We start from the raw sequence: 21,734 nt of genomic DNA on the forward strand, positions 1-21,734 counted from the left end.
GCGCGCCCCGCCGTCTCAGTAGACTGAAACGTGTGAGCATGAACCCGGCCCCTGATGAGAGCGCGATTCGTCGCACCGGCCTGATCAACGGATTCTCCGCATACCTGCTGTGGGGCATGATGCCGCTGCTCTTCGCCGCCGCAGTCCCCACCGGGGCCCTCGAACTCGTCTCCCACCGCGTCATCTGGTCGCTGGTCTTCTGCGCGGCCCTCCTCGTCTTCACCGGAGGCTTCCTGCGCACCTGGCAGGTCATGCGCTCGCCGCGCACCTTCGGCCTCCTCGTGCTCGCCTCGGTGCTCATCGCGATCAACTGGACGACCTTCATCTACGGCGTCGAGACCAATCAGCTCGTCGAGATCTCTCTGGGCTACTACCTCAACCCGCTGATCTCGATCGGCCTGGGTGTGGTCTTCCTCGGCGAGAAGCTGCGCCCCCTGCAGTGGACGGCAGTGGGCTTCGGCATCCTGGCCGTGATCATCGTCGGCCTCGGGCTCGGGCGCATCCCGTATCTGGCCTTCACCGTGGCTCTGTCGTTCGGCCTCTACGGCCTGGTGAAGAACAAGGTCGGCGGCCGGGTCGGAGCGCTCGAGGGCATGACCGTCGAGAGCCTCGTTCTCGCCGTCCCCTCTGCCGCCTACCTCATCTTCCTCGGTTCCCAGGGCCTGCAGACGTTCACCGGCTTCGGCGCCTGGCACATCGTCGTCATCATCGTCACCGGTCCCGCCACGGCCATCCCGCTCATCCTCTTCAGTGCGGCTGCACGGCGCATCCCCCTGTCGTGGGTGGGCATGCTCCAGTACATCACCCCGACACTCCAGTTCATCCTCGGCATCACGGTCCTCGGCGAGGCGATGTCGACGCCGAGGTGGATCGGCTTCTTCGTCATCTGGATCGCTGTGACGCTGCTGTGCACCGATATGCTCAGCCACAGTCGTCGACGCTGACCGGCCGACCGGCACTTCCCGACCGCTGCCTGCCCGAGAACCGGCCGACCGGCACTTCCCGACCGCTGCCTGCCCGAGAACCGGCCGACCGGCACTTCCCGACCGCTGCCTGCCCGAGAACCGGCCGACCGGCACTTCTCGTCCGACGCATCCCCGAGCACGGCCGTCCGGCACTTTCCCGTGCGAGAGCTGAGGAAGAACAGTCCCGCGAACCCTTGACACCGCAACCAGCACCATGGTTCATTAGTTAAGTAACTAACCGATGCACATGGAGCCGAATATGATCGACGATGCCAAACCCCTGTTCACCCAGATAGCCGAGAAGATCGAGGACTCGATCCTCAACGGGACACTTCCCGAGCTCTCCAAGGCCCCGTCGACGAACGAACTCGCCGGCTTCTACTCCATAAATCCGGCCACGGCCGCCAAGGGGATCAACGAGCTCGTGTCCAAAGGCGTTCTGGAGAAGCGACGCGGCGTCGGCATGTTCGTCACCGAAGGTGCCCGCGCGCTGCTCATCACCGAACACCGCACCGCGTTCTCCGAGAACTTCGTCACTCCCCTGCTGAGCGAGGCCAAACGACTGGGACTCGGCGCGAAGGACGTGATCGCGCTCATCGAAGAGCGCTCCCGAGAACTCCCCCTGACCACCGCACTCGATCCGACCGCCGCGAAGGGATGACCCATGAACTCAGTCGTCGAGCTCCGCCACCTGACCAAGACATACAAGACGACCACCGCCCTCAACGATGTCAGCCTCAGCATCGAACAGGACTCGATCTACGGCCTGCTCGGACGCAACGGCGCCGGCAAGACGACGCTGATGTCGATACTGACCGCCCAGAACTTCGCCACCAGCGGTGAAGTCGAGGTATTCGGGGAGAACCCCTACGAGAACGCCCGCGTACTCAGCCGCATGTGCTTCGTACGCGAGAGTCAGAAGTATCCTGAGGATTCCAATGCCAAACATGCGCTGGCCAATGCACGGCTGTTCTTCCCGCATTGGGACCAGGCTCTCGCCGAAGAGCTCATCGACGAGTTCCGCCTGCCGCTGAAGACGACGATCAAGAAGCTCTCCCGCGGTCAGCAGTCGGCCGTCGGCGTCATCATCGGCCTGGCCTCGCGAGCCGAGATCACGTTCTTCGACGAACCCTACCTCGGCTTCGACGCGGTGGCCCGGCAGACCTTCTACGACCGTCTCATCGCCGACTACGCGGACCATCCCCGCACGGTCGTGCTCTCGAGCCACCTCATCGATGAGGTCGCCGATCTCATCGAGAACGTCATCGTCATCGATCGCGGAAAGATCATCATCGACGAATCCGCCGAGGAGGTCCGGAATCGCGCCGTCAACATCGTCGGTGACGCCGATGCGATCGCCCGCCTCGTCGCCGGCCGCGAAGTCATCCATCGGCAGTCACTGGGCAGGGTAGCCTCGGTGACCGTGCTCGGTCGGCTCAGCGCAGTCGATTACGAACTCATCGCCGAAGCCGATCTCGACCTCACCCCCGTGTCCCTGCAGCAGCTCATCGTCCGCAGCACCCAGGAGGGCCTCAACGATCGGTCCGCAGCCGACACCGAAAGCAGAAGCGTGCAGTCATGACCGCCACAGTCGACCACCCCACCCGGGACACGATCTCTCGACCGAAGAGCCGCGCCTGGGGAGTCGTCCGCCTCCAGTTCACGAACACCCAGACCTTCGTCTGGGTCCCCGTCCTCGTCCTCGGCGGGGTGTGGCTGATCACCCTCGTCATCTACTGGATCATCTCCTCCTCAGGTTCGGACGGCCCCATGTACAGCGGCGGATCGCAGGCACCACTGTGGTACTTCGCCGTCGTCGGCGCCCAAGCGATGAACCACACTTTCTACTTCTCGCAGGCGATGAGCCTCACACGCCGGGAGTTCTACCTCGGCTCCCTGCTCGCCGCGGGCATCAGCGCCGTCGGCATCTCATTCGTCTTCGTCGCCCTCGGTCTCATCGAACAGGCCACCGACGGCTATGGCATGGACGGCTATTTCGCCTATCTGCCCTGGATCTGGGAAGGGGGCCCGCTGGCGGCCGGAACGATCTACTTCACGCTCACGCTGCTGGGCTTCGTCCTCGGCTTCTGGTTCGCCATCGTCAAGAACCGCTTCGGCTCGGTCATCGTCACGGTTTCGCTCATCGGCCTCGCCCTGGTGCTGCTGGCCGGTGCTGCGTGGCTCAGCTTCAATCGCGCCTGGCCCCAGCTGTGGATGTGGCTGGCCGACGCGCAGGCGATCGGACTGGCGTTCTGGGCGCTGGGACTGTCAGTGGTCTGCGCAGCCGGGTCGTACCTGACCCTGCGCCATCTGACCTCCTAGCTCAGCCCAGCAGCGTCAGCGCTGCCCCGGCGAGTACGGCGGCCACCGCCACCGCAGCGCCCATGGCCGCGGTCGTCCGCCATCCCATGTCCCTGCCGACCATGACCATCGAAGGGATGCTCAGCGCTGGCAGAGCCACGAGGAGGGCACCGGTGACTCCGGCGCCGACGCCCAACGGCAGCAGGGTGAGGATGATCGGAATCTCACCGCCGGTGGGGATCACCAGGAGCGTGCCCACGATCGCCACGACGAGGACCGCTGCGACTCCCAGCTGCGCCTCGAGCCCGTAGACTCCCGTCAGCCACGGGCTGAGGAATCCGATCACGAGGACGAGCAGGAAGTGCTCCGGCACGAGGATGAGCGTGAATCTCGACAGGGACCGCACATAGCGGACAGGCAGGTGGGACAGCCTCGCCGGCTCAGCACGCGGGGCGGGCACCCGATCGGCTCGTCCCGGCACCCACCGTCCGATGAGGGCACTGGCTCCCACGGCGATGAGCACCGCGAAGACGATGCGCACCGCGACGTAGTGCCAGGGCAGGACGAGAGCGAGGAAGATGAGGACCGCCGGGTTGAGCAGAGGGTTGCCGACCCAATAGGCCAGGGCCGCCGATCGGCGGACGCCCGAGGAGCGCAGGCCGGTGGCCACCGGCGCCGCGCAGCAGGTGCACATCATCGACGGCATCGACAGGGCGGCGCCGACCAGGGACTGTCCGGTGTGGCTGCTGCGGTTGAGCACGCGCAGCAGCCAGTCCCTGGGCACCAGGGCATCGATGGCCGCCGCGACGATCAGAGCCACGAGCAGGGCCTTCCACACCGCAGTGAAGTACACGAGTGTGAAGTCCCAGGCCCCGGCCAGGGACACGGCGTCGCCGGCGGCGTCGAACAGCGGCCCGCCGTCCCAGATCGAGGTCCGGCTCAGCGTCCAGGCCCTGTCCCAGTACGGCAGCCATTTCGACCAGCTCAGCCCCACCACCAACAGCAGGACGAGGACGGCCACACCGGCCCAGTCGACGGCTCCGAACCGGCGCGGCACCGGGTTCGGGGCCCGTGAGGTGGTCACGAGCTGCGGGCGACGACCGAATCGGCGAAGGCGAACAGGGCGTCCTTGACGCGACCGGCCGGCACCGGTTCCAGAGCGGCCTTCGCGTCTTCGGCCCAGCGCAGAGCCTCGGCGCGTGCCCGCTCGGTCACGGGGTGGGCGGCCAGTGCGGCACGGGCGGCCTCCAGCGCCTCATCGGAGGTCAGGTCCGCGTCGAGGAGTCGGACCACCTCGGCGGCGGCTTCGTCACCATCGCCGGCGGCGGCCCGCACATAGAGCACGGGCAGGGTCGGGACGCGTTCGCGCAGGTCCGTGCCCGGTGTCTTGCCCGATTCCGAGGAGGTGGTCGTGAGGTCGATGATGTCGTCGGCGAGTTGGAAGGCCACGCCGACGCGTTCACCGAAGACGCGGGCAGGTTCTGCCAGAGCCGGATCGGCGCCCGAGAACATGATTCCGAACCGCGCCGAGGTGGCGATGAGCGATCCTGTCTTGTCCGCGAGCACCTGGAGGTAGTGGTCGATCGCATCGGCGTCCTCGGGCGGGCCGGCGAATTCGTTGAGCTGCCCGAGGACGAGGCGCTCGAAGGTCTCGGCCTGGATCCGCACGGCTTCGGGACCGAGCTTCGCAGTCACTCCGGAGGCCTTGGAGAAGAGCAGATCACCGGTGAGGATGGCTACCGAATTGCCCCACACCTCATGCGCGGCCGGTGCCCCGCGACGCACGGGAGCGTCGTCCATGACGTCGTCGTGGTACAGCGATGCCAGGTGGATGAGTTCGACGGCCACGGCCGCGTCGATGATGTCGTCCTGCTCGGCCTCACCGAGGCGAGCGGTCAGCAGCACGAGGTTCGGACGGGCACGTTTGCCACCGGCGGCCAGCAGATGCTTCGAGGTCGTGTCCGGCAGTTTGCGGGTCTGCTCGGTCACCTCGTAGAGCCTGGCCTCGACGGCCTCCAACTGAGTCGAGATCTCCGCCGCGAGTTGGGCGTCGGCACCGGTGAAGGTGGCCGGAGAGGCTAAGTGGCTCATGTCCTCGTCATTCGTCGTAGTCGGTGTCTGTCCTCGCCCGAGCGCTCAGACATTGCTGGTGTCCGGGGCGATTCGGGTCAGGGCGGCGATCACCCTGTCGATGAGATCGGCCTCGGAGACCTTCGGTTCGCGGTAGAGGTTCGCCAACAATTTGACGACGAACTCCATCACAACGTCAACACCCATACCGTACTTGATTCCGAACTGCATGAGCGCAGGGTGGCCGATGATCGAGGCGAAAACCCGACCCAGGGTGAAATAGCCGCCGAGCGAGTCCCCGAGCAGGGCCGGGTACTCCTGCAGCCGGCGGCGCATCACCGCCTGCGGATAGCGGGAGTAGGTGGAGATCACCTCGGCGGCCAACCGAGCGGATTCGAGCGCATAGTCGATGCCCTCCCCGTTGAACGGGTTGACCATTCCGCCGGAGTCGCCGATGAGCAGCAGCCCGCGGTGGAAGTGCGGGGTGCGGTTGAACGCCATGGGCAGGGCGGCGGACTTGATCGGGCCCAGCGAGGTGGTCTCATCGAGGCCCCATTCGTGGCCCATATCCGCGATCCACTGGCCCATGACCGAGCGCAGGTCGACGGATCTGAACTGCGGGGAGGAGTCCAGCAGGCCGGCACCGATGTTGACCGTGCCGTCGCCGAGGGGGAAGATCCACCCGTAGCCGGGCAGGACCTCCGACTGCCCGTCCGCGTTCGTCGAGCGCATCTCGAGCCAGGATTCGATGTAGTCGTCGGCGTGCCTCGGCGAGGTGTGGTAGGCGCGGGCGGCGATGCCCATGGGCCGGTCGTCGCGCTTCTCCAGCCCCATGGCCACGGCCATCCGGGACGAGACCCCGTCGGCGGCGATGACGATAGGAGCACGGAAATGGGCCTCGGGTCCGACCCGTCGGCCGCGGTGATCGGTCCCGGCCGCATGGACTCCCCGGATCCAACCGTCCTCGCCGATGTCCGGCGACATCGCTTTGACCTGTTCGAACAGTCTCGCCCCGGACCGCTGCGCATGTCGGGCGAAGGCCTCGTCCATGCCCAGGCGCGGGCGTGTGAGCCCGTAGTTCGGGGTGCCGTCGATATCGGGCCAGTCGAGTTCGAGGCGGTAGCCCCCGCCGATCAGCCGCAGCCCCCGATTCGGGTGCCAGCCGTCGGAGGCCGGCAGGTCCATGCCGAGGAACCCGGCCTCCTTGACCGCCCGCGGAGTCAGAGCGTCGCCGCAGATCTTGTCACGCGGGAAACCGGACTTCTCGAGGATGATGACTTCGTGTCCGGCCTGAGCGAGGTAGGCGCCGATGGCCGATCCCGCCGGTCCGGCTCCGACGATGACGACCTCGGCGTCGAACTGATTCACCGTTGCGCTCACGGCTCGTCGGACTCCGTGTCCCGAGTCTGAGCACCGGGCCCGGCCTCGGTCCCGACGGGTTTGAGGGCGTGGTGGACGGCGACGATGCCTCCGGTGAGGTTGCGGTACTTCACCTGGTCGAACCCGGCGCCGAGGATCTGGTGGGCGAAGGCCTCCTGGTTCGGCCAGGCGCGGATCGACTCGGCCAGGTACACATAGGCCTCGGGGTTCGAGGACACCGCGCGGGCCACGGCCGGCAGCGCCCGCATCAGGTACTCCTTGTACACGAGGCTGAAGGCCTCACACGTCGGGGTGGAGAACTCGCAGATGACCAGCCTGCCGCCGGGCTTGAGCACGCGCAGCATCTCGGCGAGGGCCGTGTCGACGTCGTGGACGTTGCGGATGCCGAAGGAGATCGTGACGACGTCGAAGCCGCCATCGGCGAAGGGCAGATCCATCGCATCGGCGTAGATGAAATCGATCTTCGGGTGGCGGCGGCGACCCTCGGTGAGCATCCCGGTGGAGATGTCACCGGCGACCACCTCGGCGCCGTGCCGGGTGAATGCCATCGACGACGTGCCGGTTCCCGCCGCGAGGTCGAGGACGCGCTCACCGGGTCCGGCGGCCACGGAATCGGCGACGGTGCGTCGCCAGGTGCGGGCGAGACCGAAAGTGAGGACATCGTTCGTGAGGTCGTAGCGGGAGGCGACATCATCGAACATCGAGGCGACGTCGTCGGGCTGCTTGTCCAGCTGGGCACGGTTCATGCCCTCATTGTCTCAACACCTCAACGCAGACGGCGAATCCGTCATCGCCCGGACGGGCCGCCGCGGATGTGGAAATGGACACACTCCCGGTCATCACGAGCCCGCACCGGTCCGCTGGGGTCCCGTACCGGTCAGTCTCGGGCCGGTGCCGGTGGCGGTGAGAGGATGAGAACCGGGGAACTCGTCTAGAGTTGGACCGACATGACTACGACTTTCGGCACCAGTGACATCATCACCGCACCCCCGCACCTGCATGTGCGCTCCCGCTTCGTCGACGACGTCGATCCCGGGCCCGGATTCCCGTTCCAATCCGGGCTGCCGACCACCGTCGAGCAGACCCTGGAGCTGCTGCCGACGTCCGGATTCTCCTGCTGGGTCCGCGACACCTCCGGGCTGATCGGCTTCGGCCGGACCCTGCGCATCCGCGCCCGCGGTCCCGAACGGTTCACTCAGCTCTCGGCCGCGTGGAAGGCGATCACCGCTGTCGCGAGCGTCGAGGACGAGGTCGATCTGCTCGGCTCCGGGCTCATGTGCTTCGCCACGGTCGCCTATTCGGGCGAGTCGGACGTCGATTCGATCATCCACGTTCCCGAATTCGTGCTCGGTCGCCGAGGCGGCCGCGTGTGGCTGACATCGATCTCGACGAACGCCACTCCGCCCACTCCCCCGGTCCTGCAGGCCGAGCCCCTGCGTCGGGTCGCCTCGGCGCGGGCGACGGACGGCAACCTCGATTCCGCGAAGTGGGCGCAGCTGGTCGCAGAGGTCGCGGCCATGCTCACCCCCGTCGACGGCTCGTCCGAGGTGGATGCCTTCAGCGACGATCCGACACTGCGCAAGATCGTGCTCGCCCGCGACGAGGTGGTCACCACCGACGACGACATCGACGTCCGGTCGGTGCTCGGCGCTCTCAATCGCAGCTATCCCAGCTGCTGGACCTTCGATGTCGCCGGGCTCATCGGTTCGACGCCCGAGCTGCTCATCGGGGTGGAGAACAACCGAGTGATCTCCCGCGTCCTGGCCGGGACCTACCGGGTCGAGAAGAACCCGACGGACGAGATGCCCGCGGCCAGGAAGCTGCTCAGCGCGCACAAGGACAGCACCGAGCACGCCTTCGCCATCGCCTCCCTGCAGCGCAGCCTCGGTTCGGTCGCCGACGACGTCACCGTCGATGAGCGTCCTCACCTGCTGCCGCTGGCCAACGTCATCCACTCGGCCTCGGACGCGCAGGCGAACCTCTCACCCGATTCCGATCTCAACGCCCTCGACGTCGCCGCCGCTGTCCATCCGACGGCCGCCGTCGGCGGTTACCCGCAGGCGAGCGCCGTGGCCCACGTCGATTCGCTCGAACCGCTCGACCGCGGACGCTACTCGGGTCCGGTCGGGTGGATGGACGGACGCGGCAACGGTCAGTTCGGCATCGCTCTGCGCTGCGGTCAGCTCGAGGACCGCAATCGGATCCGCCTGTTCGCCGGTGCCGGGATCATGCCGGATTCCGATCCCGACGCCGAGGTGGCCGAGACCGATGCGAAGCTCGCCCCGATGCGTCGGGCGCTGGGCCTGGACTGAGCGATTTCGCTGTCGGCGCGGGCGGCGGTGACCGGTCAGGCTGACGAAGCAGCCCGAAACAGCCGCTCACTCACCAGTACGGTTGAAGAACGCGTCGTGCACGGCGCGTTCTTCAACCCACGCGGTGAGTGAGCGGACTCAGCACAGCGCGGACTCAGCGCAGGCCGGGTCAGTGCGCGCGGGTGACTTCGATGATGCGGCGAGTGCCTGCAGCAGCGCTCGAATCAGCAGCGCCTGGGCCAGAGACGCCGGTGTTGCCTTCGCCAGCCAGGACCCGTTCGAACTCGCCCGCAGTCTCGACCGACGTGTAATCCCACCCGTAGGCGGCGGCGAGCTCTGCGAACCCGCGGCCGTGCGGGACCGTGAAGTAGCGCTCCAGGTAACCGGCCACATGCGGCTGGGAGTGCTCGAGTCCGGAGAAGATCGCTCCCCCGTCGTCGTTGAGCACCACGATCGTCACATCCCCCGCCATTTCGGCCGTCGGTGTGAGCAGTCCCCCGATGTCGTGGAGCATCGCGATGTCACCGATGAGCAGGACGACCGGCTCGTCCAGGCCCAGGGACAGCCCCGTCGCGGTGGAGACGAGTCCGTCGATGCCCGCCAGTCCGCGTGAGGCGTGGATATGGGCACGGATGTCGGTGGCCTCACTGAGGTAGCGCACCGAGTTCGAACTGGCCGCGAAGACAGTGACGTCCTGTGCCGCGAGATATTCGGTGACCGCTCGAGCCGTCGATTGGAATTCCTGCGCCGAGGCGGCTTCCCCAGTATCGGTCGATTTCCGCGCCGAGGTTCGTTCGTCCCGGGCGGCTGCAAGACAGGCCTCGCCTGCGTCGATCCAGTCACGCACCCACGCAGCGCCCGAGGCGGCGCAGTCTGCGCCATCGCTGCCGGCTCCGTCATCGGAGCCGATTGCCTCGTCCGTGACGGACAGGGCGAGCGCGTCGATATCGTCGGGCAACCGCCGTGCGGTCACCGTTTCGTCGGCGAGCAGCGCGGCCACCGGCCGGGTCAGAGTCGGTTTGCCGTGGACGACGACCGTGCGGATCGCGTCTCTCAGTTCCGTCCGTTCCCCGAGAACCCGAGCATGGGCGGGCACGAATGTCGAGGAGACTCCCCTGGCCTGCGCCAAGGGGCTCGAGGGTTCGGCGAGCACCGGTAGGTGGTGGGCGGCGGCGAGCGCACGCAGAGATTCGGCCGGGTGCCCGCCTGCGTCGCCCGCGACGATGACGGTGCCATCGGTGATCGTCACGCTCACCTCGGGACGTGAGGATTCGACCGGGGTCCGCTCGAACGATCCGCTGACCTCGTCCTTCCACGCCCCCAGTTCGGCGGCAGTGGGCACCAGCGGGGTATCGAACTGCACATTCAACTGGACCGGTCCGGCCGCCTCGGCGCCGGTTCCTCCGGTGCGTCCCAGCGCTGCCGCAACGGACTCGGAGACCGCCGCCTCGACTCCTCCGCGGCTCTCTCCGGCGGGAAGATCGCAACGGGCACGGACGTCGCTGGGCACATGCGCCTGATCGTCGATCGTCTGGTTCGCCCCGGTCCCACGCAGCCGGGCGGGCCGGTCGGCGGTCAGCGCCAGCAGCGGCAGGTGCCCGTACGAGGCCTCGAGCACGGCCGGGTGGAGGTTGGCCACGGCCGATCCCGAAGTGGTGACGACCGCGACGGCCGATCCCGCGCCGCCGGCGCGCAGACCCCGGGCCAGCCCGAGGGCGAGGAACCCGGCGTCGCGCTCGTCGATGCGCACATGCGTGCGGATCAGCCCCGCTTCGGCCAACGGTGCCAGGGCATAGACCAAGGGAGCGGAGCGGGACCCGGGGGCGATGACCACATCCGTCACTGCTGATCGGACGAGGCCTCGGGCAATCTGCTGCGCCACCGCGCTCGAATTCGACATCACCTGATATTCAACCACTAACCCATCTGCGGTTCATCTCCGCCCTCTGACCTCGGCGCATTCGTTCGACTGGTGCGGATCGCCTCGACGCCTGAGGACTCGGACGAGACAGCGACACAGCCACGCGGCGATGTGTCGGATCCGGTACACGGGAGGGCCCGCAACCGGCGGGTGGGGCTTATATTGATAGCAGTCGCGGCTCTGCGACCGCTGATCGCCCCACTGAACGCTGACTCGAGAGGTCCATCATGAAACGCACACTCCCAGCCATCGCGCTCATCACCGGCCTGACCCTTGCGGGCTGTTCGGGCGGCCAAGACGGCGGCCAGGACGAGGACGAGCGACTCCGCAGCCGAGGAGGCGACGCAGCTCGACGAAGCGACGCTGAAGGAGCTCCTCGAATCCACGGATGCTCAGGGACAGTCCTTCACGTACATCGACACCAGCGAGGCCTCCGGCAGCGAGGCTCTCAAGGCTCTCGACAATGCCGAGTTCGAACCCAGCGAGTGCAAGGACCTGTCGATGGCGGCGCTCGGGGCAGCCGAAGCCAGTGACAGCACCACGGTCACCGGTGTTTCGAGTGACAACACTCTGTCCGTGGGACTGGTCAGCCTCGCCGATGAGGACGCGGCCGGGTCTCAGCTTCGAACCTCGAGCAAGGTGACCGAGGAATGCAGCGATGTGACCATCAGCTCCCAGGGCATCGAGATGTCGATGGACTTCGAACCCTTCGACACCGAGGTCGCCGGCGCCGATGAGACCGTCGGAGTCAAGGCCACGATCGACGCCGGCGGGCAGACGGTGCTCAACACGAACTCCATCAGCGCCAGAGTCGGCAACAATATCGTGACCGCGGCCAATGTCGTCGACGTCGACAAGGCGACGGTGTCCCAGACCGCCGAGGCAATCGTCGACGCCGTCAGCAGCGCGGGCTGACCTCAGCCCGCGCCTTCGCCACGCTCCCGCTCTCCGAGCCGCAGACGGGACCAGCACTGCTGGAGTCGTCGGGCCCACCAGTCGAATCGCCCCGGATCCACCGCCAGAGACTGCAGGCGGTCAGGGTCCGGGGCGATTCGCGTGACCGGGACGAAGCCGTCGACCGGGCGCATCCCGGCATCGTCGGCGACGACATCCGAGGCGAAGAGACGGACGGTGCCCAGACCGCAGGCCGGGCTGTCGCCGAGCAGTGCCCGGCTGCGGTCGGTGCGCGGCAGCTGTGCGGCCAGCCTGGCACCGGCGGCCAGTCCGACCGATGATTCCAGCGCCGAGGACACCACGGCCGGCAGCCCGCAGGCGTCGATGACCGACCGGCCCGCGGCGATGCCGCCCAAAGGCTGGACCTTGACAATGATGACCTCGGCCGCACCCAGCGCAGCCACACGCAGCGGGTCCTCGGCCTTGCGGATCGATTCGTCGGCGGCGAGCACGATCGGCAGATCCCGGTCGGCCAGTTCCTCACGCAAGCGGGCCATGTCCTCGACGCCGGCGACCGGCTGTTCGAAGTACTGGAGGTCGAAGTCGGCGAATTCGGTGCAGGCGCGCTGCGCCTCGGCGAGGCTGTAGCCGGCGTTCGCGTCCAGGCGCAGCGTGGTGTCGGGCAGGATCCGACGGAACTGCCGCAGGCGGGCGAGGTCATCGGCGAGTGAGTCGATTCCGTGCTCGGCGACCTTCGCCTTGACGGTGCCGACGTGTCCGTACCGGGCCAGTACCGACTCGACCTCTTCGGCAGGGCAAGCCGGCAACGTGGCGTTGACGGCGACGGTCTGGGGCTCCTCCTCTGCTGCGCTGCCTGCGGTCGGCCGGCTCGCGCGGTCGCCGGGCAGCAGACCTGCGAATTCGAGGGCGGCACGCAGCCACCTGCTGGCTTCCTCGGTGCCGTATTCGGTGAACGGGGAGAACTCGGCCCACCCATCGGGCCCGGGCAGCAGGGCGATCTCGCGTTCTGTGATGCCTCTGAATCGAGTCACCATCGGCAGACGGAGCACGTGCACCTCGTCGATGAGGTCCTCGAAGCGTTCGGGCAGCTCGGCTGCTGACGAGGCGGCTGCGGACGGACGTGAATCGGCCATGGGGCCAGACTATCGCCCTCCCGGTCAGAGGCGTCCGAGGAACGAGGGCACCCGCTCGCGCAGCAGGGAAGCCGCGTCGTCGTCGAGGGCCTCGAGCGAGGAGTCCGCGAAGGCTCTCATCCCGTCGGTCAGGCCCTGGATGTGGTGGTAGGGAAGCACTTCATGTGGTGGTAGGGAAGCACTTCGGTCCTCGCAGACTCCCATCGACTGGTGATCCGCTCGACTGGTGATCCGCCTGTCCTCGACGATGCCCGACTCCAGCGTGATGTGATATCAATCATCAGCCGTCGGTGGGGTTCGGATCACCGGACACCTCGGGACCGGCACAGCACTGCCAAGCGATAGGCTGGGGACCATGACGGTTTCAGATATCTTCGATCCCTCCGCGTGGCGTGAGGTCTCCGGATTCGACTTCACCGATATCACCTACCACCGGGCGATCGACCCCGCCGACGGCAGCGATCTCGGCTGCGTGCGCATCGCCTTCGACCGCCCCGAGGTGCGCAACGCCTTCCGGCCCCACACCGTCGACGAGCTCTACCGCGCCCTCGACCATGCCCGCCAGACCTCGGATGTCGGTGCGGTGCTGCTGACCGGCAACGGCCCGAGTGCCAAGGACGGCGGTTGGGCGTTCTGCTCCGGCGGCGACCAGCGCATCCGCGGCCGCTCCGGCTACCAGTACGCCTCCGGGGAGACCCGTGAGAGTGTCGATCCGGCTCGTGCCGGGCGCCTGCACATCCTCGAGGTCCAGCGCCTCATCCGCACCATGCCGAAGGTCGTCATCGCCGTCGTCCCCGGCTGGGCCGCCGGCGGCGGGCACAGTCTGCACGTCGTGGCTGATATGACGATCGCCTCCCGCGAGCATGCGAAGTTCAAGCAGACCGATGCCGATGTCGGATCCTACGACGCCGGCTACGGGTCGGCGTATCTGGCGAAGATGGTCGGGCAGAAGAGGGCCCGCGAGATCTTCTTCCTCGGCCGCACGTATTCGGCGCAGGAGATGGCCGATATGGGCGCTGTCAACGAGGTCGTCGACCACGCCGAACTCGAAACGGCCGCCCTGACGATGGCCAAGGAGATCCTCGGCAAGTCCCCCAACGCGCAGCGGATGCTCAAATTCGCCTTCAACCTCGTCGACGACGGTCTCATGGGCCAGCAGGTCTTCGCCGGTGAGGCCACCCGCCTGGGGTACATGACCGACGAAGCCGTCGAGGGCCGCGACGCCTTCCTCGACAAGCGCGACCCCGACTGGTCGCCGTTCCCCTGGTACTACTGAAGGCCCGGCCCGGACCCATCGTGACCGCACGCGAGCTCAGCCCCGAGGACCTGCCCGAGGCCATCGACCGAGCGCTTCAGGGACACTCGATCCTCATCCTGCCCGCAAACCGCGAGGGTGCCGTCACCGAGGCGGCCCCGAGTTCGTGGGCAGGCACCGGAACGTGTCCGGCTCTCATCCTCTTCACCTCCGGCTCCACCGGGCAGGCGAAGGCTGTGGCCCTGTCCGCCCGCGCCCTGACCACCTCGGCGCGGGCGACCGAACGGTCCCTGTCCGGGCCCGGCGACTGGTACCTGTGTCTGCCGGTCAATCACATCGCCGGTTTCCAGGTGGAGCTGCGTGCCCGACTGGCCGGGAGGCCTCCGGTGCGGTCGACCTCGGCGAGGTTCACCGCCGCATCCTTCACCACCGGGGCCGACCAGCTGCTGGACAGGGCAGGAGACCGACCCACCTACGCCTCGCTCGTGCCCACTCAGCTCCACCGCATCCTCGAGGACGATCACGCCGCCGATCTGGCATCGAGGATCGATCACATCCTCCTCGGCGGGGCGGCGATCCCACCGGCGCTGCTCGATCGGGCGGATGCCGCAGGACTGTCGATCGTGCGCACCTACGGGATGAGCGAGACCGCCGGCGGCTGCGTCTACGACGGCGTGCCCTTCGACGGCGTCGACATCACCATCACCGAGTCGGGCACCATCGATCTGTCCGGCCCGGTCGTCGCCGACGCCTATGTCGACATCGCCGCCGACGGCACCATCACCCCCGTGGACTCCCCCGGCCTGGAGGTCGACGTTCAGGGCAGGCGCATCATGCACACGAGCGATCTCGGGCGCCTCGAGGCGGGTGTGCTCACCGTGCTCGGCCGCGCCGATGACATCATCGTCTCCGGCGGCACGAACGTGTCTCCGCATGCGCTGGAGATCGGGCTGCTGCCGAGCTGGCAGCGCGAGGGCATCGCCGAGATGCTCGTGACCTGGGTGCCCGATGCCGAGTGGGGAAAGCGGATCGTCGCCCTCGTCAGATTCGCCGAGCCTCTGCGCGAGCTCGCCCAGCCTCTGCGCGAAATCACCGAGTCTCCGCGAGAGCTCGCCCGCCGACTGACCGCCCTCGATCACGGGATGAGCGGGCAGCTGCTGCCGCAGCTCGTCTTCGCCGTCGACGAGATCCCGAGCAGGTCGATCGGCAAACCCGACCGGCAGGCCGCGGCCGAACTCGCGGCCGAACTCGACGCCACCGCTGCCGAATACCCTTGCCGATGAACAATCGATAATATGAGACGGTTCCGCAAATGCTGAGGAAGGTGACCGAAACCTATGGCTGATGCCGCCCAGTGGATCTCGGGTGCTCGGTTGCGCACCCTGCCCCTGGCACTCGCGCCCGTCCTCATCGGAACCGGCGCCGCGATCGGGTCCCTCGGAGGATTCACCGCGTTCATCCTCGATGACATCTCCGGCAGCGGCGATCATGTCAGTCTGCCGCAGATACTTCTGCGCGGCTTCCTCGCGCTGCTCGTCGCTCTCTGCCTCCAGATCGGATCGAACTACGCCAACGACTACTCCGACGGCATCCGCGGCACCGACGACGAGCGAGTCGGACCGGTGCGTCTGACCGCGACCGGTCTGGCCGAGGCGCATACGGTCAAGCGTGCGGCCTTCCTCTTCTTCGGTCTTGCCGGTCTCGCCGGCATCGTGCTCGTCCTCATCTCGCAGGCGTGGTGGTTCCTCATCGTCGGCGCAGCCGCCGTGGCCGCCGCGTGGTTCTACACCGGAGGGAAGAGGCCCTATGGGTATATGGGCCTCGGCGAGGTCTTCGTCTTCGTCTTCTTCGGTCTCGTCGCCACCTTGGGAACGATGTGGATGCAGGTCGGCCATCTCAGCCTGAGCGGCCTCGCCGGGGCTGTGGCGATCGGCTCGCTCGCCTCGGCTGTGCTCATGGTCAACAACCTCCGCGATATCCCCACCGACACCGAGGCGGGCAAGATCACGCTGGCCGTGCGGCTGGGCGACAACGCTGCCCGCATCGCCTATGCGGTGCTGGTGCTGCTGCCGTTCGCGCTGCTGGCCCTGGCGATCCTCGATGGGCATCCGGCGGTGGCATTGGCGATCCTCGCTCTGGTGCCGGCCCTCAACCCGCTCAAGACGGTTCTCAGCGGCACGTCCGGCCAAGGGCTGATTCCGCCGATCAAGTCGACCGGGCTGACCGGCTTGGCCTTCGCCGCGCTGATGGGACTCGGTCTGGCCCTCTGATGGGACTGGGTCCGGCCCGCTGAGGGGACTCGGTCCGGGCCCGGGGGCTGGGCCCGGTCCTCCGTGCCCTCCGAGGGGATGAGCCTTCTGAGGACGCGCGCTCCTTTGGGGGCTTGTGACCGCACCTATGGGAACAGTTGAGACCCGCGCTGCGGGAAGGAGTGCGACCCGCGCTTGAACCGGGCCCGGATGCCCGAGTCGGGTTCCTACTTGCTCTGGTTCCCGTCGTCGCTGACGTGTTCCTCGTCGCCCATGCGTTCGTCGACGATGTGGTCCTCGGCGGCTTCATCGGCGCTGCGTCGCTTCGGCGCAACGGCGCGCTTGGCCACACGTGCTTCGATGTCGGCCGCTACTCGGGCACGCATATTGCCCAGGAACAGGTAGCTCAGCAGTGCGCCGATGACGATCGCGGCGACGGCCATGAGCAAATTGAGTCCGAGGAACGGGAACAGTACGAGGCCCACGGCGACGATGATGCCGAGGCGGGCGAGAGAATAGAGCCAGAAGGTGCGCATTGAGCCCATTGTATCCCTCGATCGTGACCATCTCGTCACCGCACGCTTGAGTCCGTGCTCAGGTTCGTGGACTAACCTGGACGCATGGCTCGATTTCTCATTGCCGCGATTGTCCTGGCAGCAGCGGTGACACTGTACGGACTCTTCGATTGCCTGTTGCGCGATCGGGGTCTGATTCGAGTCCTGCCCAAACCCGCGTGGGCGCTCATCATTCTCTTCATTCCCGTACTCGGATTCATCCTCTGGTATCTTTTCGGCCGTGGTTCCGAGGGCAGGCCCGTTTCGGCGGCTCGCCCGCGCGGACAGGTCGCACCGGACGATGATGAGGACTACCTGCGCCAGGTCGACCGTGAGGTCCAGCTCGGCAAGCACGCTCCGCAGGCCAGCGATGACGATGAGCCTTCGTCGTCGACCGACGCCTATGAGGATTCCGACGAGGACAGCGACTCCTCTGCCGATTCCGATGAGCACGGCACCAAAGGCGATGGCCGCGGTCGCTCGAACTGAGCTTCACAGAGTCCCACCCCAGCACAGCCCAGCCTCCTGGCAGCCATCGAAACAGCACAGGCTGCCCTGACCTGCCTGATTCCGAACCAGAGTTCTGCGGTCTTCGATCGGCTGCTTTCCGCTTGATCTGGAGACACGTGCGGCTGCCGATCCTCTCGCCGACGGCCTGATACGGCCGACGGCTCGCTCTGCGACACAGAGCTCTGTATGCAAACAGAGCTTCCAGTCGTAGGTCGAGCCGTCGCCGTTTCAGGAGCGCGAAGTCACCTCCGTTCGAGCGGTCCTCGCCCCCTGAGGCAGCCGCTGACCGAGCCGCCGCTGACCGAGCCGCGAACCGCCGCTGACCGAGCCGCCGAACCATCGCTGACCGAGTCGTCGAACGCCCGAGTCGTCGAACGGCAGGGGTTCGGCCCCGGCCGCGGGCGACACCGCACTGGCCAGAGCCGACTTGCTGCGGTCCGCCCCCCTCTCAAGCGAGTCCGGAGTATTTGCTCCCTCGCAGCCGAGTCCGGGGTACCTGCCCCCTCTCAACCGATTCCGGAGTGTCCGACACCTCTCGGCCGACGCCGGAGTGTCCGACTCCCCTCAGTCGAGTCCGGAGTAGGAGTGCAGGCCGTTGAAGTAGACGTTGACGACGGTGAAGTTGAAGACCACCGAGGCGATGCCGATGAGGTTGAGCACCGCGACCTTCGTCGGACCCCAGCCGCGCGTGGCGCGAGCATGCAGGTAGGCGGCGTAGATGACCCACACGACGAAAGTCCAGATCTCCTTCGAGTCCCAGCCCCAGTAGCGGCTCCAGGCCACCTCCGCCCAGATGGCACCGGCGATGAGGGTGAAGGTCCAGGTGATGAAGCCGACGGCCGCGATCGTGTAGGAGATCCGCTCGAGATCGGTGCTCGAGGGCAGTCGCTTCATGAAGCGCAGCCACTTCGGGTCCCTGTCCTCGTGGACGGTCTTGAGGATCTGGAACAGAGCCAGCGCCGCGGAGATGAACAGCAGCGAGGTCGAGAGGATCGCGATCGGCACGTGGATGGCGATCCAGTACGAATCGAGCGCCGGGATCAGCTTCGCCGCCGGGGTGTAGAAGACGGTGATCGCCAGCCCGAGGCTGAGCAGCACTCCCCCGGAGACGAAGGTGCCGAGATAGCGCACGTCCTTCTTCAGGTTGACGACGAGGTAGACGATGACGGTGATCACCGTGGCCGTGAGGACGTATTCCATCATGTTGCCCCACGGCACGCGTGAGACGGACAGCGCGCGAGTGAGCACCGCCGCCGCGTGGAGCAGGACGGCCAGGACGAGCAGCGAAGTGCCGATGCGGGCCCCGCGGCGTCGGTTCCTCCGAGCGGAGGGAGCCGGGTCGGTGCCGGTCGCAGCGGCGGACTCATCGTCTCCGGGCCGGTCGAGGACCGCAGTCGTCGCGGTCTTCCGGTTGGTCCGACGCACGGAGCTGGCCTTGGCCGCGGTGCCGACGGAGGTCTGAGAGGTCTTGAGCTCCCGAGAGCCGAACAGGTCGAAGGCGTAGAAGATCATGGCGAAGGCGTAGACGATCATCGCCGAGATGATCAACTGGTTCGACCACATTGCGAGGTCAGTGTTGACGTCCATTCATCCTCCGCACCTCAGGTGCTCTCAAATCGCTAGCTGTCAGTATCGCTGTGCACAGGCCCGTTCGAGGCTTCGGGACTCGCACACCGCGGCCATTCTACTCTGCGTAGTAGCTTTGGCTCATCTTTCCTTCTCGCCATCGTCCCGATCCTCGTCGGGTTCGGGGTCTCGCAGCTGTTTGACCAGGTCGGCGACCGCTCGCTCGACCATCGGGTCCTCACCGCGGGCGAGCGCGGCCACCTCGGCTTCACCGCCCCTGATCCGCACCCACACGCGACGTCGCGGGACGAACAGGGACAGGCCGAGGCCCGCCAGGACCAGGACCGCGCTGATGAGCATCAGCCCCTGTGTCGGGTCCTGCGAGATGTCGACGGCGATGTACTTCTTCACCCCGTCGAAGGTCACCGAACCGCCGCCCGGCAGCTCCTGGGTCTCCCCCTCGGCGAGTTGGATGATCAGCGGATTGCCCGCGTCATCGGTCATCTCGGTCATCTCATCGGCATCGAGGGAGTACACCGACTGCGGGACTCCGGAGTCGAGGCCGAGATCACCGGTGTACCCGCTCATCACGAGGTAAGGGTTGCGCAGCTCGGCGAAGCTTGAGACGAGGTCGCCGTCTTCGTTCTGCGCGGCCGTGGGCAGGAAGACCCCGACGAAGCCCATCTGGGTTCCGGCCGAGTCCGGGACCTTGATGACTCCCTCCGAGGTGTAGCCGGGGTCGCCGTCGTCGGGGACGAACACCTGCGGTCCGGACTGGACGATGTTGCCTTGCGCATCGCGGATGGTCACCTCGGGCGCGTAGCCGTTGCCGGTGAGGTAGACGCCGACGCCGGCGACACGGACGGGTTCGTTGACCTTGAGCGTGTGCGTCTCGTCCTCGCCGTTGGCCGTGGTGGTGACCTGCGCGTCGAAGCTGCGCGGCTGACCGAACTGGTTGCCCGCGGCCTGATCGTCGAAGGTCGAGGTGAAGCGGTCGAGCTTGAGCCGGAAATCCGGCAGATTGTCGGCATCGTAGTAGGAGCCGGGTTCGAACGAATCATACGAGACCAGCGAGTTCGTGAACGTGTCCCCTTCGACGAGGATGCGCTGCCCCTCGTAGCCGAAGAGGGACCCGATGGCCATCGTCAGCGTCGCCATGAGCAGTGCGATGTGGAAGACGAGGTTGCCCGTCTCGCGCAGGTAGCCGCGTTCGGCGGCGATGTGGTCGGCCTGCCGGTTGATCCGGTAGCCGGACTTCTTCAGCCGTGCCTCGGCGGCATCGAGGAAAGCTTCATCTGCGGCCTCTCGCGACCGGCTCTCCCCCTGCGCCGAGGTGAAGCTCGCGTAGCCGGGCATCCGACTCAGTCGCCGCGGCGCCTTCGGCGGCACCGAGCGCATCGCCTTCCAGTGTTGCTTCGTGCGGGGAATGATGCAGCCGACGAGGGAGATCATCAGCAGCAGGTAGATCGCGGAGAACCAGACCGAGGAGTAGACGTCGAACATCTGTATGGCGTCGAGGAATCGTCCCCAAGCGCCGTTGTTCTCCAGGAAGGTATTCACCCGGCCCGGGTCCTGGATGCGTTGGGGCAGCAGCGATCCGGGGATCGCGGCGAGCGCGAGCACGAGCAGCAGGATGAGCGCCACGCGCATCGTCGTCAGCTGTGTCCAGGCCCAGCGGCACATGCCCCAGAAGCCCAGTTGGGGCGGGGACACGGTCGACTTCGCCGACTTCCCGGACTTCGCGCCGGACTTCGCCCCGGGCTTCGTCGATTTGCCGGACTTCGCCGCAGACTTCGAGCCCGATTCCGTCGGTGTCGTCTCGACGTCTTCGGTCTTGCGCTCCACTAGATCACCACTTCGAATCCGTTGATCACACCTTGCAGGGAGGTCATCCACATATTCCAGACGCCGCTGGCCATGAGCACGCCGAGGACGATGAGCATGATGCCGCCGGCGCGCACGATCGCGCTCTGGTGCCTGCGCACCCACCCGAGCCGCCCGGCGCCCTTGTGGATGGCCACCGCCAGCAGGATGAACGGGATGCCCAAGCCCAGACAGTAGACGAAGGCCAGCAGGGCCCCGCGCCAGATCATCCCGTCACCGCCGAAGCTCACGGACATGGTCAGCACCGCCGACAGGGTCGGTCCCACGCAGGGAGCCCAGCCGAGGGCGAAGGTCGCCCCGAGCACCGGGGCGCCCCAGAGTCCCGCCTTCGGGCGGGCCCGGATCCGGTGTTCGCGCTGCAGCAGCCCGAATCCGCCCATGAACACGAAGCCGGCGATGATGACGACGATGCCGAGGATGCGGATGATCAGCGACTGCCATTGGGAGAACAGAGCCCCCAGCGCGGAGAAGCTGGTTCCCAGCAGGACGAAGACGACGGTGAATCCGAGCACGAACAGGCTGATGCCCAGCACGACCCGCCAGGTCTGTTTGTCCCTGAGCGAGGATCCGGACAGTCCGGTGACGTACCCGACGTAGCCGGGCACCAGCGGCAGCACGCACGGAGAAGCGAAGGACACCAGGCCCGCCAGCGCCGCTGCCCCGGCCGCCAGCAGCAGCGGACCGGACAGCACGGTCTGGGCGAATTCCGCCCCGATCCC

The 21,734-nt window shown here is 67.1% G+C and carries 21 protein-coding genes; 10 read left to right on the forward strand and 11 right to left on the reverse strand.

The annotated features are described in order from the left end of the window. Positions 1-38 precede the first annotated feature (38 nt). From rarD to IG171_RS11450, 4 genes are all read left to right on the forward strand, one after another. Positions 39-944: an EamA family transporter RarD gene (rarD, locus tag IG171_RS11435; protein ID WP_212131649.1), complete on the forward strand. Its 906-nt coding sequence runs from the start codon at positions 39-41 to the stop codon at positions 942-944. Positions 945-1,224: 280 nt separating this feature from the next. After that, complete coding sequence (locus tag IG171_RS11440) at positions 1,225-1,626, forward strand: GntR family transcriptional regulator (protein WP_212127581.1); 402 nt, start codon at positions 1,225-1,227, stop codon at positions 1,624-1,626. 3 nt (positions 1,627-1,629) lie between these two features. After that, complete coding sequence (locus tag IG171_RS11445) at positions 1,630-2,547, forward strand: ABC transporter ATP-binding protein (RefSeq protein ID WP_212127582.1); 918 nt, start codon at positions 1,630-1,632, stop codon at positions 2,545-2,547. Then, the gene (locus IG171_RS11450) at positions 2,544-3,287 is read left to right on the forward strand and encodes a hypothetical protein (RefSeq protein ID WP_212127583.1); all 744 of its coding nucleotides are present in this window, start codon (positions 2,544-2,546) and stop codon (positions 3,285-3,287) included. The genes IG171_RS11445 and IG171_RS11450 overlap by 4 nt, the downstream gene beginning before the upstream one ends. Before the next feature lies 1 nt (position 3,288). Here IG171_RS11450 and IG171_RS11455 read toward each other — a convergent pair whose 3' ends face one another. From IG171_RS11455 to IG171_RS11470, 4 genes are read right to left on the reverse strand one after another with little or no spacing between them, the layout of a single operon-like run. Continuing rightward, complete coding sequence (locus IG171_RS11455; protein ID WP_212127584.1) at positions 3,289-4,350, reverse strand: permease; 1,062 nt, start codon at positions 4,348-4,350, stop codon at positions 3,289-3,291. Next, positions 4,347-5,357, reverse strand: coding sequence for a polyprenyl synthetase family protein (locus tag IG171_RS11460; protein WP_212127585.1), 1,011 nt, complete (start codon positions 5,355-5,357; stop codon positions 4,347-4,349). Before IG171_RS11460 ends, IG171_RS11455 begins: the two co-directional genes overlap by 4 nt. Before the next feature lie 45 nt (positions 5,358-5,402). Then, on the reverse strand, positions 5,403-6,704 hold the full coding sequence (locus tag IG171_RS11465) for a geranylgeranyl reductase family protein (protein WP_212131650.1): 1,302 nt from the start codon (positions 6,702-6,704) through the stop codon (positions 5,403-5,405). Between the two features lie 8 nt (positions 6,705-6,712). After that, positions 6,713-7,462: a demethylmenaquinone methyltransferase gene (locus tag IG171_RS11470; protein WP_212127586.1), complete on the reverse strand. Its 750-nt coding sequence runs from the start codon at positions 7,460-7,462 to the stop codon at positions 6,713-6,715. Between the two features lie 201 nt (positions 7,463-7,663). Between IG171_RS11470 and IG171_RS11475 the strand changes: the two genes are divergently transcribed. Then, entirely contained in the window at positions 7,664-9,028 is a 1,365-nt protein-coding gene (locus tag IG171_RS11475; RefSeq protein ID WP_212127587.1) for an isochorismate synthase, read from the forward strand. 169 nt (positions 9,029-9,197) lie between these two features. On the opposite strand, the gene menD is transcribed toward IG171_RS11475, so the two are convergent. Then, entirely contained in the window at positions 9,198-10,928 is a 1,731-nt protein-coding gene (gene menD, locus IG171_RS11480; protein ID WP_249203653.1) for a 2-succinyl-5-enolpyruvyl-6-hydroxy-3-cyclohexene-1-carboxylic-acid synthase, read from the reverse strand. 294 nt (positions 10,929-11,222) lie between these two features. Between menD and IG171_RS11485 the strand changes: the two genes are divergently transcribed. Next, positions 11,223-11,864 (forward strand): hypothetical protein, encoded by a 642-nt coding sequence (locus IG171_RS11485; RefSeq protein ID WP_212127588.1) that lies wholly within the window; start codon positions 11,223-11,225, stop codon positions 11,862-11,864. Between the two features lie 2 nt (positions 11,865-11,866). Here the strand turns inward: IG171_RS11485 and IG171_RS11490 are convergent, their stop codons facing one another. Further along, positions 11,867-12,997, reverse strand: coding sequence for an o-succinylbenzoate synthase (locus IG171_RS11490; protein ID WP_212127589.1), 1,131 nt, complete (start codon positions 12,995-12,997; stop codon positions 11,867-11,869). A 24-nt stretch (positions 12,998-13,021) separates the two neighbouring features. Then, positions 13,022-13,156 carry a hypothetical protein gene (locus IG171_RS19260; protein ID WP_283091825.1) on the reverse strand — a complete coding sequence of 45 codons (135 nt, stop codon included), beginning with the start codon at positions 13,154-13,156 and terminating at the stop codon, positions 13,022-13,024. Positions 13,157-13,352: 196 nt separating this feature from the next. On the opposite strand from IG171_RS19260, the gene IG171_RS11495 reads away from it, so the two are divergent. The 3 genes from IG171_RS11495 to IG171_RS11505 are packed head-to-tail and all read left to right on the forward strand — an operon-like array spanning position 13,353 to position 16,522. Then, the gene (locus IG171_RS11495) at positions 13,353-14,273 is read left to right on the forward strand and encodes a 1,4-dihydroxy-2-naphthoyl-CoA synthase (RefSeq protein ID WP_212127590.1); all 921 of its coding nucleotides are present in this window, start codon (positions 13,353-13,355) and stop codon (positions 14,271-14,273) included. A 20-nt stretch (positions 14,274-14,293) separates the two neighbouring features. Further along, positions 14,294-15,535: an AMP-binding protein gene (locus IG171_RS11500; RefSeq protein WP_212127591.1), complete on the forward strand. Its 1,242-nt coding sequence runs from the start codon at positions 14,294-14,296 to the stop codon at positions 15,533-15,535. A gap of 54 nt (positions 15,536-15,589) precedes the next feature. Next, a complete protein-coding gene (locus IG171_RS11505; RefSeq protein ID WP_212127592.1) occupies positions 15,590-16,522 on the forward strand; it encodes a 1,4-dihydroxy-2-naphthoate polyprenyltransferase in 933 nt (310 codons plus the stop codon). 206 nt (positions 16,523-16,728) lie between these two features. On the opposite strand, the gene IG171_RS11510 is transcribed toward IG171_RS11505, so the two are convergent. After that, complete coding sequence (locus IG171_RS11510; protein WP_212127593.1) at positions 16,729-17,037, reverse strand: DUF4229 domain-containing protein; 309 nt, start codon at positions 17,035-17,037, stop codon at positions 16,729-16,731. Between the two features lie 84 nt (positions 17,038-17,121). Here IG171_RS11510 and IG171_RS11515 point away from each other — a divergent pair, with 84 nt between their 5' ends. Continuing rightward, a complete protein-coding gene (locus tag IG171_RS11515; RefSeq protein WP_212127594.1) occupies positions 17,122-17,544 on the forward strand; it encodes a PLD nuclease N-terminal domain-containing protein in 423 nt (140 codons plus the stop codon). Positions 17,545-18,129: 585 nt separating this feature from the next. Here IG171_RS11515 and ccsB read toward each other — a convergent pair. The 3 genes from ccsB to IG171_RS11530 all read right to left on the reverse strand — a co-directional run bounded on the left by ccsB (position 18,130) and on the right by IG171_RS11530 (position 21,731). After that, entirely contained in the window at positions 18,130-19,152 is a 1,023-nt protein-coding gene (gene ccsB / locus IG171_RS11520) for a c-type cytochrome biogenesis protein CcsB (RefSeq protein WP_212127595.1), read from the reverse strand. Positions 19,153-19,272: 120 nt separating this feature from the next. Next, positions 19,273-20,976, reverse strand: coding sequence for a cytochrome c biogenesis protein ResB (locus tag IG171_RS11525; RefSeq protein WP_249203654.1), 1,704 nt, complete (start codon positions 20,974-20,976; stop codon positions 19,273-19,275). After that, positions 20,976-21,731, reverse strand: a complete 756-nt coding sequence (locus IG171_RS11530) for a cytochrome c biogenesis protein CcdA (protein WP_212131653.1) — start codon at positions 21,729-21,731, stop codon at positions 20,976-20,978. Before IG171_RS11530 ends, IG171_RS11525 begins: the two co-directional genes overlap by 1 nt. Between the last annotated feature and the right edge of the window lie 3 nt (positions 21,732-21,734).

The sequence above is a fragment of the Brevibacterium sp. SMBL_HHYL_HB1 genome, assembly GCF_018208375.1.
Classification (GTDB): domain Bacteria; phylum Actinomycetota; class Actinomycetes; order Actinomycetales; family Brevibacteriaceae; genus Brevibacterium; species Brevibacterium intestinavium.

Bases quoted from the DNA above. Each gene is read 5' to 3' on its own strand.
- rarD (WP_212131649.1), top strand. From the start codon at position 39: ATGAACCCGGCCCCTGATGAGAGCGCGATTCGTCGCACCGGCCTGATC.
- IG171_RS11445 (WP_212127582.1), top strand. From the start codon at position 1,630: ATGAACTCAGTCGTCGAGCTCCGCCACCTGACCAAGACATACAAGACG.
- menD (WP_249203653.1), bottom strand. From the start codon at position 10,928: ATGTCGAATTCGAGCGCGGTGGCGCAGCAGATTGCCCGAGGCCTCGTC.
- IG171_RS11490 (WP_212127589.1), bottom strand. From the start codon at position 12,997: ATGGCCGATTCACGTCCGTCCGCAGCCGCCTCGTCAGCAGCCGAGCTG.
- IG171_RS11470 (WP_212127586.1), bottom strand. From the start codon at position 7,462: ATGAACCGTGCCCAGCTGGACAAGCAGCCCGACGACGTCGCCTCGATG.
- IG171_RS11460 (WP_212127585.1), bottom strand. From the start codon at position 5,357: ATGAGCCACTTAGCCTCTCCGGCCACCTTCACCGGTGCCGACGCCCAA.
- IG171_RS11475 (WP_212127587.1), top strand. From the start codon at position 7,664: ATGACTACGACTTTCGGCACCAGTGACATCATCACCGCACCCCCGCAC.
- IG171_RS11440 (WP_212127581.1), top strand. From the start codon at position 1,225: ATGATCGACGATGCCAAACCCCTGTTCACCCAGATAGCCGAGAAGATC.
- IG171_RS11510 (WP_212127593.1), bottom strand. From the start codon at position 17,037: ATGCGCACCTTCTGGCTCTATTCTCTCGCCCGCCTCGGCATCATCGTC.
- IG171_RS11495 (WP_212127590.1), top strand. From the start codon at position 13,353: ATGACGGTTTCAGATATCTTCGATCCCTCCGCGTGGCGTGAGGTCTCC.
- IG171_RS11515 (WP_212127594.1), top strand. From the start codon at position 17,122: ATGGCTCGATTTCTCATTGCCGCGATTGTCCTGGCAGCAGCGGTGACA.
- IG171_RS11450 (WP_212127583.1), top strand. From the start codon at position 2,544: ATGACCGCCACAGTCGACCACCCCACCCGGGACACGATCTCTCGACCG.
- ccsB (WP_212127595.1), bottom strand. From the start codon at position 19,152: ATGGACGTCAACACTGACCTCGCAATGTGGTCGAACCAGTTGATCATC.
- IG171_RS11505 (WP_212127592.1), top strand. From the start codon at position 15,590: ATGGCTGATGCCGCCCAGTGGATCTCGGGTGCTCGGTTGCGCACCCTG.